At 72.4% G+C, this 13683-nt stretch carries 16 protein-coding genes; 15 read left to right on the top strand and 1 reads right to left on the bottom strand.

Features of this window, described 5'->3' with window-relative positions; translation table 11 throughout:
• The first annotated feature begins 14 nt into the window (after positions 1–14).
• From K353_RS12445 to K353_RS12380, 15 genes are all read left to right on the top strand, one after another.
• Complete coding sequence (locus K353_RS12445; protein WP_111553638.1) at positions 15–281, top strand: hypothetical protein; 267 nt, start codon at positions 15–17, stop codon at positions 279–281.
• Positions 282–373: 92 nt separating this feature from the next.
• On the top strand, positions 374–2704 hold the full coding sequence (locus tag K353_RS12440) for an FtsK/SpoIIIE domain-containing protein (protein WP_111553637.1): 2331 nt from the start codon (positions 374–376) through the stop codon (positions 2702–2704).
• 256 nt (positions 2705–2960) lie between these two features.
• A complete protein-coding gene (locus tag K353_RS12435; RefSeq protein ID WP_111553636.1) occupies positions 2961–3152 on the top strand; it encodes a hypothetical protein in 192 nt (63 codons plus the stop codon).
• A gap of 15 nt (positions 3153–3167) precedes the next feature.
• Positions 3168–3377 carry a hypothetical protein gene (locus K353_RS12430; RefSeq protein ID WP_111553635.1) on the top strand — a complete coding sequence of 70 codons (210 nt, stop codon included), beginning with the start codon at positions 3168–3170 and terminating at the stop codon, positions 3375–3377.
• Between the two features lie 40 nt (positions 3378–3417).
• Entirely contained in the window at positions 3418–3960 is a 543-nt protein-coding gene (locus K353_RS12425) for a hypothetical protein (protein WP_111553634.1), read from the top strand.
• 18 nt (positions 3961–3978) lie between these two features.
• Complete coding sequence (locus K353_RS12420; protein ID WP_111553633.1) at positions 3979–4503, top strand: hypothetical protein; 525 nt, start codon at positions 3979–3981, stop codon at positions 4501–4503.
• Positions 4504–4619: 116 nt separating this feature from the next.
• On the top strand, positions 4620–5120 hold the full coding sequence (gene ssb / locus K353_RS12415; protein WP_111553632.1) for a single-stranded DNA-binding protein: 501 nt from the start codon (positions 4620–4622) through the stop codon (positions 5118–5120).
• Positions 5121–5322: 202 nt separating this feature from the next.
• A complete protein-coding gene (locus K353_RS12410; protein WP_233533529.1) occupies positions 5323–6636 on the top strand; it encodes a DNA cytosine methyltransferase in 1314 nt (437 codons plus the stop codon).
• Complete coding sequence (locus K353_RS35520) at positions 6633–6893, top strand: DNA cytosine methyltransferase (RefSeq protein ID WP_233533528.1); 261 nt, start codon at positions 6633–6635, stop codon at positions 6891–6893. The genes K353_RS12410 and K353_RS35520 overlap by 4 nt, the downstream gene beginning before the upstream one ends.
• Positions 6894–7017: 124 nt before the next feature.
• The gene (locus K353_RS35515; protein WP_233533527.1) at positions 7018–7245 is read left to right on the top strand and encodes a hypothetical protein; all 228 of its coding nucleotides are present in this window, start codon (positions 7018–7020) and stop codon (positions 7243–7245) included.
• Between the two features lie 16 nt (positions 7246–7261).
• Complete coding sequence (locus K353_RS12400; RefSeq protein WP_111553631.1) at positions 7262–7957, top strand: hypothetical protein; 696 nt, start codon at positions 7262–7264, stop codon at positions 7955–7957.
• Between the two features lie 65 nt (positions 7958–8022).
• Entirely contained in the window at positions 8023–8892 is an 870-nt protein-coding gene (locus K353_RS12395) for a DNA primase (RefSeq protein ID WP_111553630.1), read from the top strand.
• Between the two features lie 203 nt (positions 8893–9095).
• Positions 9096–9992 (top strand): AAA family ATPase, encoded by an 897-nt coding sequence (locus tag K353_RS12390; protein ID WP_111553629.1) that lies wholly within the window; start codon positions 9096–9098, stop codon positions 9990–9992.
• Positions 9993–10154: 162 nt separating this feature from the next.
• On the top strand, positions 10155–10406 hold the full coding sequence (locus K353_RS12385) for an AlpA family transcriptional regulator (protein ID WP_111553628.1): 252 nt from the start codon (positions 10155–10157) through the stop codon (positions 10404–10406).
• Positions 10407–10408: 2 nt separating this feature from the next.
• Positions 10409–12025: a site-specific integrase gene (locus K353_RS12380; protein WP_111553627.1), complete on the top strand. Its 1617-nt coding sequence runs from the start codon at positions 10409–10411 to the stop codon at positions 12023–12025.
• Between the two features lie 112 nt (positions 12026–12137).
• On the opposite strand, the gene glnA is transcribed toward K353_RS12380, so the two are convergent.
• Positions 12138–13499: a type I glutamate--ammonia ligase gene (glnA, locus tag K353_RS12375; protein ID WP_111553626.1), complete on the bottom strand. Its 1362-nt coding sequence runs from the start codon at positions 13497–13499 to the stop codon at positions 12138–12140.
• Positions 13500–13683: the final 184 nt, after the last annotated feature.

Genomic DNA, 13683 nt, shown 5'->3' with positions numbered 1-13683 from the left:
AGGGAGAACCCCGCATGTCCAGCATGAGCATCCCGCTCGACCAGTCGACCGGCCTGCCCGTCGGCACCGACGCCGTGTTCCTCACCCTCGGCTCCGCCATGGTCGCCCTGTTCTACGTCCCCGACGAGCGCATCCCCCACAACGAGCCCGCCTACCGCTGGGCGTGCATGGGCTGCTGGGACGGCTCCCGCTCGGCCGCCCGCACCAACGCCCGCAACACCGCCAACACCCACGCCTCCGAATGCCGCGCCATCCCGATGCCGCAGGCCCCCGGCGCGTGACTCCTCTGTCCGGGGCGGCCGTTCTTGCTTGCCGGCGCGACGGCCGCCCCGGAGTCCCTCAACCCACCTGAACAGCGAGGAAGGACCCCTCAGTGAACCACGACGAACACGCCCAGGCCGGGGACAGCGGCCCGGAGCCGACCGAACAGGACAGAGCCGAGGACGCCGCGGTGCTGCCCTTCCCTGACCGCTTCACCAAGCCCGCCCCCGCGCCGGTTACCCGCCCGGGTACGGCCTCCGGAGACGACTCCGTCTACCTCGCCGACCCGGACCCGGTGGCCGAGGTGTCGGCGGTGGTGGCGGCGAGCCTGCGTGAGGACGTGGCCGGGGACCGGCCGTTGATGCCGCAGTGGATCCGCACGAAGGACGGGCGGCGCACGATGGCCCGCGCCCGTTCCACCCAGGCCCGCCGGGCCGCGCGCAGGTGGCTGGCCCGCCAGCGCACCCACCGCGGCCACGGCGCCCAGGCATGGCGCGGGATACGGCGCTCGGCGCAGTGGACGGCCGGGTTCGAGGGCGCGCACGTCCAGGCGGCCGGCCACCAGGCCCACATCGCCACCCGCGAGGCCCGCGACCTCGCGCGCCGCGCCCGCTTCACCCTCCTGCCCGGCGACCGGGCGCTCGCGCAGAAGCAGTCCGAGGCCGCCCTCGCGGTCGCGGTGGCCGCGGTCGCCGCACACAGGAAGGCGAAGTCCAACCGGCGCCGGATCCGGTTCCTGCGCGCCTTGGTCGCCTTCGGCATCCCCGCCGCGGTCGTGCTCGCCGCCTACGTCGCCCTCGGCGCGGCGGGCCTCTGGCTCGGCCTGGGCGCGGTGCTCGCCGCGGAGGCGTTCCTCGGCCGCCGACCGGACCGCGAGACGGTGTGGGACGCCGACACCCGGGCCCTTTCGGACGGCGACCCGCTGACCGAGTCGATGCTCGACCGGGCGTTCAAGGCCGCGAAGGTCATCGGCGACTCCCAGCGCCTCACCATGGTCACGCCGTGCGCGATCGACCCGGCCGTGCCGAACGCCTGGCACGCCGTCATCGACCTCCCCGACGTCACCGTGAAGAAGGCCCGCGACAAGGCCGACGAGATCGCCGCCGCGATGGGTATCGACCGCACCAACCTCGACATCCGCCAAGTCGGCTCCAACGGCCGCCGGATGGCGATCTGGGCCTGCGGCCAGGACCCGTTCCTCGCCACCCGCCGAAACCCCCTGGTCGCCTCGAACGCCAAGTCCGTGAACACGTGGCGCGACGGCTTCCCCCTCGCCTTCGACAAGCGCGGCAACGTCCTGCGCCCGACGCTCTCGGACTACTCGTTCCTGTTCGCCGGCGCGACCCGCTCCGGCAAGGGCATGGGCCTCGCGAACCTGCTGGCCGCGGCAATGCTCGACCCCCGGGTCCGGATCCGCCTGTTCGACGGCAAGGGCGCGGGCGAATACGTCCCCCACGCCCGGGCGCTGTCCACGTTCGTGCGCCGCAACCCCAGGCGGCTGGTGCAGTTCCTGCGGCTGATGGTCGGCGAGATGAACCGCCGCACCGAGATCCTGGTCGAAGCGGGCCTGTCGAAGGCGAACGAGAAGCTGATCGACAAGCTCGGCGGCATCGAGCTGGTCATCATCGACGAACTCGCCACCTACACCGCCAAGAACGGCCCCTCCGGCAAGTACGCGGAGGAGATCACCGAACTCCTCGCCCAGATCGCCGCCGTCGGCGCCGCCGTCGGCATCGTCCTCGCGCTGGCCACGCAGTACCCGGAGGCGGAGATCGTCACCCCGCGCCTGCGCGGCAACCTCTCCGCCCGCATGGCCATGCGCGTCGAATCCCCGGGCGCCTCGAACGTCGTCCTCGGCGACGGCATGGTCGGCCAGGGCTACGACGCCTCCAAGATCCCGATCGAGAAGACTAGCCGCGGCCGCGCCTGGCTGACCACCCCCGACACCGGCGTCATCGAGGTCCGCTCCCTGTTCATCGACGAGAACGCCGGGGAGATCCTCCCGCTGATCGAGCGCGGCATCGCCCTGCGCACCGACGCCGGGTGCCTGCCCGGCCACTGCGACGACCCGATCGAGGCCGCCATGGCCCGCACCACCGGCGTCTCCGCCGCCGCCGGCGGACCCGACGGCCTCGGCACCGTCATCCACCGCACCGTCCTCGACCACATGATCGCCGCAGCCGACGCCGAAGGCGGCGTCATCCCGGTCATGGACCTCCTCGCCCGCCTCGCCGACATCGCCCCCGACCGCTACGCCCGCACCGACCGCGAGACCGCCAACGCCTGGCAGTCCCGCGCCTCAAAAGCCCTCAAGAGCGAACTGGCCGCCCTCGGCGTCGACGTCGACCAGGTCCGCATCAGCCTGCCCGACGGCTCCCGCCCGATGGGCTACGCACTGGCCGACCTCCGCGCCGCCGCCGAGGCCATGGACAAGGCCGCCTGACGCCCGTTCTGTCCCGGTTTCGACCGCCGCCGCACCGCCGCCAGCCCCGGAAAGCCGCAGGTCACAGCCCTGTGCACCGCGTCCCGACCGACGCCAGACACCGCCACTGCCACTCCGCCAGGACGCCCCCGTCAGGGCGGTGGCGGCGGTCGGCACCGCTCTGACCTGCGACTTTCCATGCCCGGCAGGGGTCCGCCAGGCCCAGCGAAACGGGCAATCCATCCCAAAGTCGCCCCCTGGAAGGGGAGTTCACCTCATGGTCTTCAGCATCTCCGCCGTCGCGCTGTTCGGCATCGTCCTCGCCCTGATGCTCCGCTTCCGCGCCGTGAGCGCCGGCGGCGCGACCGTCGCCGCGCTGTTCGGCTTCTTCGTCGCCTCCACCGGCATCGCCCCGGTCGTGAACAGCACCATCACCGATCTTCTGCACGCCCTTCCCGGCCTCCACTGACCGAAGGAGCACGCCGTGACCGCCGCCGCCCACACCTCCGCAGAGCCCGACCCCCAGCAGGACGTCCTGCTCGACGTCTTCACCCGCTCCCGCCTGACCGTCGCCCACACCGCCAGCACCGCCCACCCCGGCCAGTGGTGGCACCTGTGGACCGCGAAAGGCCGCTACCTCGGCTCCGCCAACCGCCCCGAACTCCTCGGCCACCTCATCCACCACACCCGCTGACCCGCCCCTGCGCCGCCCGCCGCGAACGGAGGAACCACCCATGCACGGCACCACCCGCACCCCCGCCCGACTTGCCCTGCCTGACCTCGCGTTCGTGGCCGACGGCGCCGAACTGGTCCGCGAGATCGAGCGCTACCTCGCCGCCCAGCCCCACGCCGCACGGATCCCCGTACCCGTCGTCAGCACGCTCGGGCAGGCCCCGATCGCCTGGGACCTCGGCATGACCCGTCCCCAACCGACCCTCACCGACCGGCTGATGCGCCGACCCGCCGCGCCGACCCCGATCGACACCGCCACACACCTGCGGCTCCTGTCCCGCTACTTGACCGTCCACGGCTGGTGCCAGGGCGCCCTGTGGGACGAGAGCGGCCGCCGCTGCATCCTCGGAGCCCAACTCGCCGTCCTGGAAGCCGGATACGGCACCGGGGACACCGTGATGCGCGCCCGCCGCCACCTCATGGAGCACTTCGTCGCCCAGGACCCCGCCATCCGGTCCGTCGACCAGTGGAACGACCACCCCGGCCGCACCGCCGCCCAGGTCCACCGCGCCCTCGACATCGCCGCCGCCCGCTCCCGCACCTGACCCGAAGGACCAACTGCCATGACCGGAAACGTCGTTCTGAACCCTGAAGGACCGTACTTCCTGCGCCGCAAGGTCGCGCGGCTGCTGCCCGACGCCGCCCGCACGGTCGAGCGCCACATGCGCGAGACGCTGCCGCCCACCACGGTCCGCCTCGCCCACCCCTCCGAGTTCGGCCCCGCCGTCCTGGCCGCCGCCGACGCCAGCGCCAGCCTGTGGCGCACCACCCTGGTCAACACCCTGCACCGCCGCCTCGCCCGCGACGCCCAGGGCCTGACCGTCCCCACCCACGACGGCGGCGCCCTGGTCCTGCTGCACATTGCCGCCGTCCGCGACCCGGACCAGCTCCACACCGTCCTGATTCACGAACTGGTCCACGCCGTCCAGATGGGCCGCCCGAGCATCGCCGCGAACGCCCTGGCCCGCACCCGCCACGCCCTCGGCAACGAGCACCGCAACCGCCGCTGGCTCGCCGACCACGACGCCTCCGTCGACCGCGACGAGGACGAGGCGTACCGCATCGAGCACCTGCTCTGCGTCGCCTGAACCCCGGCCTGTGCCGACCGGCCGTTCCGCCCAACGACCGCTCCGTAGGTGGTTGTTGGGCGGTGCGGGGGACGGACAGACCCGCTCCCGACACTCCGAGTGCCCTTGGAGGCCCTGTGTCCGTGGGAGAGACCCCGATCACCGTCGTCGGCAACCTGACCGACGACCCCGAACTGCGCTTCACCCCCGCCGGCGTCGCCCTCGCGAAGTTCACCATCGCCTCGACCCCGCGCACCTACGACAAGACCACCGGGCAGTGGAAGGACGGCACCGCCCTGTTCCTGCGCGCCACCGCCTGGCGCGAGATCGCCGAACACGCCGCCGACAGCCTGACCAAGGGCATGCGCGTCGTCGCCACCGGCCGACTCGTCCAGCACAACTGGCAGACCGACCAGGGCGAGAACCGCTCCATGCTCGGCCTCGACCTCGACGACATCGGCCCCTCGCTGCGCTTCGCCACCGCCAAGGTCACCCGCGCCCAGCGCACCAACACCCCCGCCCAGACCGACCCCTGGGCCACCGCCGCCCCCGCCGCAGCCACCACCGCGGGACCCGCGGCGCCGTCGGGCGGCTTCGGCGGAAGCCCGGCCGGATTCAGCGAGGAACCGCCCTTCTAGGCCCCGCCCCAACAGCGCAAACGGGCCCCGCAGCAGCCGAACAAGCCGCCAAGCACGCGACTGCCGCGGGGCCCTTCCCGACCCGCTCTCACGAGATCAGGAAGACCAGCATGCCCGAGTTCACCACCCGCACGCCCGCCCTCATCGACGACAACGACCGCGACAGCGGCGACCACCGCACCATCCAGGCCGGGGGTGCCCGGTGACGCTGACCTACATCGACTTCTTCTGCGGCGCGGGCGGCAGCAGCGCCGGCGCGGAGCGAGTGCCCGGGGTGAAGGCCGCACTCGCGGCGAACCACTGGGACAAGGCCATCGCCTCGCACTCGGCGAACTTCCCCGACGCCGACCACTTCCTCGGCGACCTGCACGACGCCGACGTCGCCAAGTTCCCCGCCGCAGACCTGTTCTGGGCCTCCCCGGAGTGCCCGAAGTGGTCCACCGCCCGCGGGGTGAAGCGGGACTTCGACAAGCAGCCCGACCTGTTCGGCGAGACCCTCCCCGACGCCGCCACCGACCGCTCCCGCGCCCTGATGTGGGACGTCCCCCGCTACCTGGAGGCCATGGCCTGCCGCGGCAAACCCGTCCTCGCCGGCGTCGTGGAGAACGTCATCGACGTCCGCGCCTGGGACCTGTGGACCCGCTGGGTGCAGGACATCCGCGACCTCGGCTACGCCACCCGCCTGATCGCCCTCAACTCCATGCACGCCCGACCCGCCGTCACCCCCGTCGCGCCGCAGTCCCGCGACCGCCTCTACCTCGCCTACTGGCGGCGCGAGTTGGGCCGCACCCCCGACTGGGACAAGTGGCTGCGCCCCAAGGCGTGGTGCACGACGTGCGAGGAGTGGGTGCGCGCGGTGCAGGCGTTCAAGCGCCCCGGCGCGGACATGGGCCGCTACCGCCAGCAGTACGCCTACCGCTGCCCCCACGTCACCTGCCGCAACCAGATCGTCGAACCGCCGGTGGTCCCCGCGGCGAGCATCATCGACTGGTCCCTGCCCGGCCAGCGCGTCGGCGGCCGCGCCAAGCCCCTCGCCGACAAGACCCTCGCCCGCATCCAAGCCGGCCTTCGCCGCTACGCCACCCCCGACGGCACCCCGCCGTTCCTGGTCCCGCTGCGCTCCGACCGCAACCGCTCCCTCCTCGCCGGCCGCGACCCGCTCGCCACCGTCGTCGCCGACGGCGGCAACCACGGCCTCACCACCACCGCCCCGCCGCCCCTGCTCGTCCCCACCGAAGGCCGCGACGGCAAGAGCGCCACCGCCGCGATCGAACCGCTGCGCACCCAGACCGCCCGCAACGAGACCGGCCTCGCGTGGCTGCCGTTCATCGCCGAACTGCGCGGCGGCTCCTCCGACGCCCGCCCCGTCCTCGACGCCCTCGCCACCGTCACCGCCTCCGGCAACCACCACGGCCTCGCCCTCCCCACCGGCGGCCCCGTCGACTGGTCGGCGCTGCTCACCCCGTACTACGGCACCGGCGCCGCCCGCCCGTCGCCGAGCCCGTCGGCACGATGACCACCCGCGACCGCTACGGCCTCGCCGCCGTGGGCGGGAGCCCTGCCGCGGTCGACGACGTGCTGTTCCGGATGCTGGAGCCGCACGAGATCGGCGCGGCCATGACCTTCCTCCCGGACTACGTGGTCGTCGGCAACAAGCGCGAGAAGGTCCGCCAGTTCGGCAACGCCGTCACCAGCAACGTCGCCGAAGTCCTGGTCTCCGCCCTGGTGGAGGCCGTCACCGGCCAGGAACTCGCCACCGGATGGGCCGCGTGAGCGCCCCGACCGCGCCCGCTCCGCTGGGCGACACCGGCCTGTGGCGGGCCGTCATGGCCGCCGCCGCCGACCGCTGCCAGTGCTCCGGCGCCTGCGGCAAGTCTCACGCCAAGGACGGCGACCGGTGCCCCGCGAGGACGGCTCCCACCGCACCCACGGCGGCGGCCGGGTCCGCCTCCTCGCCGCACCCGCCGACCCCGCCGACCTGGCCCTGCCTGACCACCGGGCCGCCGCCCTCCCCGCGGCCCGCCTCGCCGCCTGGTGCCCGACCTGCCACCACGCCGCCCGCACCGCCGCCCGCAAGAGCGCCGCGGCCGCGCAGCCGCCCGCCGAACCCGCCGCCCTGTTCTGACCAGGAGGAACTAGCCGTGCCCGTCACCCTGCCCGACCTGCCCGGCATCATCCGCCGCCTCGCCCCGCACATCAGCACCGACACCACCCTCCCCAGCATCAACGGCATCTACCTCGAAGCCACCGGCACCCACCTGTTCGCCTGCGCCACCGACCGCTACACCTTCGCCCTCACCCGCCACGAAACCCCCGACGACACCGCCAACGGCCCCTGGCGCGCCCTCATCGCCAAGTCCGACCTCACCGCCCTCAAGGCCCTCTTCACCTGCCGCCGCCACCGCACCGAGCACACCCTCACCTACGAGCAGGCGTGGCCCGGTGCCGAGACATGGCTGTCCGTCAGCGACGGCGACCGCGCCCTTCAGCTGTCCGCCCACGCCGAGGAAGCCTCCCACTTCCCCAAGTGGCGGCACCTGTTCGCCGACGCCCTCGCCGCCGAACCCCAGCTCACCCAAGAAGCCCACTACAGCGCCGACTTCCTAGCCCGCTGGCACCACGCCCCCGCCGAACGCCACGAACCCCTCACCCTCTGGTCCGCCGGACCGGACAAGCCCCTCCTCATCGCCGCCGGCCACGACTTCCTCGGCCTCCAGATGCCCATCCGCCTCGACTCCTCCGCCGTCGACCACCGCGACCGCACCCACCTGCGCACCGCATGGACCGACGCCCTCACCACCAACCCGCAGCCCGCTCGGGCGCTCCGCGCCGCCTGACCGTCCCTCCCCGCGGCGGGCCCCGCCGGCCCGCCACACACCCCACCGCTGAAAGGAGAACCAGCATGAGCAGCATCCTGCGCCTCGCGGTCCACCTCGCCCGGGCGAATCTGCCCGCCCTGCCGCTGCGGAACGGGAAGCTCCCCGTGGGCAACTGCTGGGACTGCGCCGCGAACGCGTGCGGCGGCCGACCGAACATGAAGGCCGCAGGGTCCTGCGCGTGCCCCAGGCCATGCCACGGCTGGGCCGCCGCGACCACCGACGTCGGCGTTCTCACCAGCCCGGCCTGGGTGGCCGCGTGGCGCGAGGCCACCACGGTCGCCTACCACCCGGGCGGCGCCGGGGTCACCGTCCTCGACCTCGACACCCCCGCCGCGGTCGCCTGGGCCCGCTCCGCGATGCCGCCGACCAAGACCGTGCCCACCGACCGCGGTGAGCACTGGGTCTACCGCGACGTCATGCCCTCCGCGAACTCCGTCCGCCCCGGCGTCGACATCAAGTCCCACGCGTCCTACGTCCGCTGGCTCGGCCCTGGCACCGGCACCATGACCACCCTGCCCGACGCCGTCCGGGCACTCGCCTCCCGCAGTGAAAGCACCACCCCCGCCCCCGCGGGAGGGGTGGGCCTTTCCACCCCCGCCGCACCCTGGACGCGGACACTGGGCCACGGGTGCAGGCACAACGACACGTTCATCCGCACCGGCATCGAACGCGCCGTCGCTAGGATCCGCAGCCGCACCGAGACCGGCGCGGGCTCGCAGACCTACTTCGTCGCCGGGTTCCTCGCCGCCCAGCACACCCGCTGCCCCGGTCCCTGCGCCCTCGACGCCGCCGCCGAACACCTCATCGCCGCCGCCGTGTCCGTCGGCGTCCCCCACGCCTACGCCGCCCGAGCCGTCGCCAACGGCTACGCCACCGTCGGACGCGCCGCGTGACCCGCCCCGCCGGGCCCGAAGACCCCCGCCCCACCACGCCGCGACTGCGCGTCGTCCACGACGACCCCGCAGACGCCTCCTGGCCCGACGAACCCGCCCCCGACACGGACCCGTGGGCCGCTGCCACCCCCGCACCCCCGCAAGGCGCTTCTGCGGCCCAGGGCCCGCCCAGGCCCCGCGCGGTGTGGAATGCGGCCGACCTGATGGCCACCGACTTCCCCGAACCCCGCTGGGCCGTTCCCGGGTTCTTCGCCGAAGGCGTCAGCCTCCTTGCCGGACCGCCCAAGGTCGGCAAGTCCTGGCTCTCCCTCGGCCTCGGCCTCGACGTCGCCGCCGGCCGACCCGCCTTCGGCTCCGTTCCCGTCGAAGCGGGCCCGGTGCTCTACCTCGCCCTGGAAGACACCCCCCGACGCCTCAAGACCCGCATGGGCAAACTCCTCAACGGCCGCCCCGCACCCCGCGACCTCACCATCGCCACCGAATTCCCCGCCCTGCCCCAGGGCGGCGCCGACGCCCTCGACAACTGGCTCACCCGCAACCCCGACGCCCGACTCGTCGTCATCGACGTCTTCGCCAAAGTCCGCGGCACCTCCCCGCCCGGCATCGCCGCCTACGACGCCGACTACGCCGCCATCGGCTACGCCAAGCAAGTCGCCGACCGACACTCGGTCGCAACGATCCTGGTCCACCACGTCCGCAAAATGGGCTCCGACGACTTCCTCGCCGAGGTCTCCGGCACCAACGGCCTCGCCGGAGCCGCCGACGCCACACTCGTCCTCAAACGCTCCCGCGGCAAAGCCGACGGCGTCCTCCACATCACCGGCCGCGACGTCGACGAAGCCGAACACGCCCTCAGCTTCCAACCCGAGAGCGGCAGTTGGCTCCTCCTCGAAGGACCCGCCGGCGACCACACCATCGGCGACACCCGCTCCACCATCCTCAACCACGTCCGCAACAACCCCGGCACACGCCCCAAAGACATCGCCACCGCCACCGGACTCGACTACGCCAACACCCGCCAGACGTGCGCCCGCATGGCCAAGGACGGCCAGCTCAGCACCGACGCCAGCGGCGCGTACGTCGTTCCCGAGCCGGTGTGACAGTTCCGCCGCGCCTGTATCTGTCACAGCTGTCACCGCTGTCACTACGGGGCTCTGAGCTGCATAAATCGCAGTGACACCCCGCTGTGACACCCCCTTCGCCTGTCACATCACTACCTGTTCGGTTCAGACCATCCCCGCTCACTCACACAAGGAACTCGCATGCCCAAGCCCCAACGTCCGACGTCCGTCCACCTGGTGCACAGCGCCGACAAGACCGCGGCGCCGCTCCCCGACCGGTACCTCAAGCCCGAGGACCTGGTAGAGCTGTTCGACCTCCCGTCCGTCGAGACCGTCTACCAGTGGCGTCGCAAGCGCACCGGCCCGCCCGGATTCCGCGTCGGCCGGCACCTGCGCTACGACCCCGCCGAGGTCGCCCAGTGGGTGGCCGCCAAGGGACGGGAGGTGGCCTGACCTTGGCCGGACACGTCCAGGACCGCTGGTTCAAGACCGAGCCCGGACCCGACGGCAAGCCCATCCGGGTCAAGTCGGACCGCCACGGCATCGGCATGCGCTATCGGGCCCGCTACATCGGCCCCGACGGCACTGAGAAGTCGAAAAGCTTCCCCGACCGCCAGAAGCGCAAGGCCGAGATCTGGTTGTCCGAGATCGAGACGGACATGTCCCGGGGCCAGTACGTCGACCCGAAGGCCGCCCGGACCACGTTCCGCCAGTACGCCGAGCGGTGGCTGGAGAACCAGCTCACCAGCGGCACCACACAGGCGTCGGTGCGGAGCCAGATCACCCTGCACGCGATCCCGTACCTGGGTACCCGCCCGATGGAGTCGTTCCAGCCCTCGCACATCCGCGCCTGGCTGTTCGCGCTGGAGAAGGCCGTTCCGGCGTCGTCCTACCGGCGCGTCATCTTCACCAGCGTCTCAGCCATCTTCACCGCTGCCGTCGAAGACCGCATCCTGACGACGAACCCGTGCCGGTCCCGTTCCGTCACCAAGCCCAGCAGCACCCGGGCCAGGGTGCGGCCCTGGACGGACGAACAGGTGGGAGCCGTCCGCTCCGCTCTGCCCGGCCGGTACCGGGGAATGGTGGACGTGGGCGGCGGCTGTGGTCTTCGGCAAGGGGAGATCTTCGGCCTGCCGGTCGACGAGATCGACTTCGCCACCGGCTGGGTGCACGTCACCTGCCAGATCAAGGACATCGGCGGCCACCTGGTGTTCGCTCCGCCGAAGCGCGAGAAGGAGCGGGACACGCCGATGGCTCCGGCCACCGGACGGGCCTTGCAGGGCCACCTGGCGGAGTACCCGCCCGTCGAGGTGACCCTGCCATGGATCAGGCCGGGCGGGCGCATGGTGACGAAGCTTCTGGCTTTCACCAAGGACGACGGCGGACCGATCCGCCGCAGCGACTTCAACACCTATGCGTGGAAGCCCGCGCTGGTGGAGGCGGGCGTCATCCCCGCGCCCGAGCGTGGTAAACGCGCGCCGGCCGCCCGTGAGCACGGCATGCACGCGCTCCGGCACTACTTCGCGTCGGTCCTGCTGCACCGCGGTGAGAACCCAAAGGCGCTGAGCAGCTACCTCGGCCACAGCGATCCGGGGTTCACCCTGCGCGTCTACGCCCACCTGGTCAAGGACGCCGCGAACCGTTCGCGCGGCCTGCTGGACCAGGCGTTCCAGCCGGATCTGCTGGGCCTGTACGCGGGCATGCTGCTCCAGCAGGTGGCATCCACGACGCTCGACCTCCCGGAGGAGCTGTTCCGCGACGGGATCGCGGTCGTCCATCTGCACGGCGGCCGGTACGGCGACCGGTGGGTGGTGGGTGTCCAGGAGTCGGCCGGCGGGCCGGTGTTCGGTCGTGTCGAGATCGCCCCGGCACCCGAGCAGCCCCTGGCGTCGTGGTTCGCTCGGCAGTGGCTCGCGATGCACTGCGAGCAACAGGGCATGGAGGTGCTGAGCGTCGAGGACATGAGCGACCGGTACGGCCCGGCCGAGCGGGAGCACTTCGTGCTGAGCCGCGTGGTGCTGGCGCGGTCGCGGCCCGAGCCGTGGGGAGCGCCCGCGCTGCCCCCGGTCTGACGAGCCGACGGCCCACAGGCGGCCCAGGAAGGAAGAGAGGCCCCGTCCCGGTGCGAATCCGCACCCGGGCCGGGGCCTCTCTCATGTCCGCGTATGGACCGCCGACCAGGGACTACAGCACCTGGAGGACCTTGCGGAGCTCGAACGGGGTGACCTCGGAGCGGTACTCCTCCCACTCCTGGCGCTTGTTGCGCAGGAAGAAGTCGAAGACGTGCTCGCCCAGGGTCTCGGCGACGAGTTCGCTGCGCTGCATGAGGTCGATGGCCTCGCCGAGGTTCTGGGGCATGGGCTGGATGCCGAGGGCGCGGCGTTCGGCGTCGGTGAGGGCCCAGACGTCGTCGTCGGCGCCGGGGGGGAGTTCGAGGTTGTCCTCGATGCCCTTGAGGCCGGCGGCGAGGGTGACGGCGTAGGCGAGGTAGGGGTTGCAGCCGGTGTCGAGGGAGCGGACCTCGATGCGGGTGGAGCCCTGCTTGCCGGGCTTGTACATGGGGACGCGGATCAGGGCGGAGCGGTTGTTGTGGCCCCAGCAGATGTAGGAGGGGGCCTCGCCGCCGGCGCCGGCGGTGCGCTGGGAGCCGCCCCAGATGCGCTTGTAGGAGTTGACCCACTGGTTGGTGACGGCGGCGGTCTCGGCGGCGTACTTGAGCAGGCCGGCGATGAAGGAGCGGCCGACCTTGGAGAGCTGGTACTCGGCGCCGGACTCGTGGAAGGCGTTGCGGTCGCCCTCGAAGAGGGAGACGTGGGTGTGCATGCCGGAGCCGGGGTGGTGGGAGAACGGCTTGGGCATGAAGCTGGCGTGGACGCCCTGTTCGAGGGCGACCTCCTTCATGACCAGGCGGAAGGTCATGATGTTGTCGGCGGTGGAGAGCGCGTCGGCGTAGCGCAGGTCGATCTCCTGCTGGCCGGGGGCGCCCTCGTGGTGGCTGAACTCGACCGAGATGCCCATGGATTCGAGCATGGTGATGGCCTGGCGGCGGAAGTCGTGGCCGATGCCGCGCGGGGTGTGGTCGAAGTAGCCGGACTGGTCGGCGGGGGTCGGCGGGGTGCCGTCGCCGGGGAGGTCCTTGAGGAGGAAGAACTCGATCTCGGGGTGGGTGTAGAAGGTGAAGCCGAGGTTGGAGGCCTTCTCCAGGGTGCGCTTGAGGACGTAGCGCGGGTCGGCGTAGGAGGGGGAGCCGTCGGGCATCAGGATGTCGCAGAACATCCGGGCGGTGCCGGGGTTCTCGGAGCGCCACGGCAGTATCTGGAAGGTGGTCGGGTCCGGCTTGGCGATCATGTCGGACTCGTAGACCCGGGCGAAGCCCTCGATCGCCGAGCCGTCGAAGCCGATGCCCTCGTCGAAGGCCTGTTCCAGTTCCGCCGGGGCCACCGCCACGGACTTGAGGAACCCGAGCACGTCGGTGAACCACAGCCGGACGAACCGGATGTCACGCTCTTCGAGCGTGCGAAGCACGAACTCCTGCTGCTTGCCCATGGGGACAGTCTCACCTCTGCTCTTTACGCCCGTGTTACGCCGCCCGCACCGGCGGCCCGGACCGGCGAGGACCTCGCACGGACCGCGTCGCCCCCCATCATGGCGGATCTTCGCCGACTTGCCGACCCCGGGACGGTCCGGACCGGAACGGCGGCGTCCGCCGTGCCGGAGGGGGTCCCCCCGC

This window comes from Kitasatospora sp. SolWspMP-SS2h, from assembly GCF_003259315.1.
In the GTDB taxonomy this organism is placed as follows: Bacteria; Actinomycetota; Actinomycetes; order Streptomycetales; family Streptomycetaceae; genus Kitasatospora; species Kitasatospora fiedleri.
The sequence above is the reverse complement of the archived record's forward strand: the minus strand, read 5'-3'. Positions and strand labels throughout refer to the sequence as shown.

Excerpts from the sequence above, each read along its gene's own strand:
- K353_RS12445 (WP_111553638.1), top strand. The coding sequence starts at position 15 with ATGTCCAGCATGAGCATCCCGCTCGACCAGTCGACCGGCCTGCCCGTC.
- K353_RS12435 (WP_111553636.1), top strand. The coding sequence starts at position 2,961 with ATGGTCTTCAGCATCTCCGCCGTCGCGCTGTTCGGCATCGTCCTCGCC.
- K353_RS12425 (WP_111553634.1), top strand. The coding sequence starts at position 3,418 with ATGCACGGCACCACCCGCACCCCCGCCCGACTTGCCCTGCCTGACCTC.
- K353_RS12420 (WP_111553633.1), top strand. The coding sequence starts at position 3,979 with ATGACCGGAAACGTCGTTCTGAACCCTGAAGGACCGTACTTCCTGCGC.
- K353_RS35520 (WP_233533528.1), top strand. The coding sequence starts at position 6,633 with ATGACCACCCGCGACCGCTACGGCCTCGCCGCCGTGGGCGGGAGCCCT.
- K353_RS12395 (WP_111553630.1), top strand. The coding sequence starts at position 8,023 with ATGAGCAGCATCCTGCGCCTCGCGGTCCACCTCGCCCGGGCGAATCTG.
- K353_RS12390 (WP_111553629.1), top strand. The coding sequence starts at position 9,096 with ATGGCCACCGACTTCCCCGAACCCCGCTGGGCCGTTCCCGGGTTCTTC.
- K353_RS12385 (WP_111553628.1), top strand. The coding sequence starts at position 10,155 with ATGCCCAAGCCCCAACGTCCGACGTCCGTCCACCTGGTGCACAGCGCC.
- glnA (WP_111553626.1), bottom strand. The coding sequence starts at position 13,499 with ATGGGCAAGCAGCAGGAGTTCGTGCTTCGCACGCTCGAAGAGCGTGAC.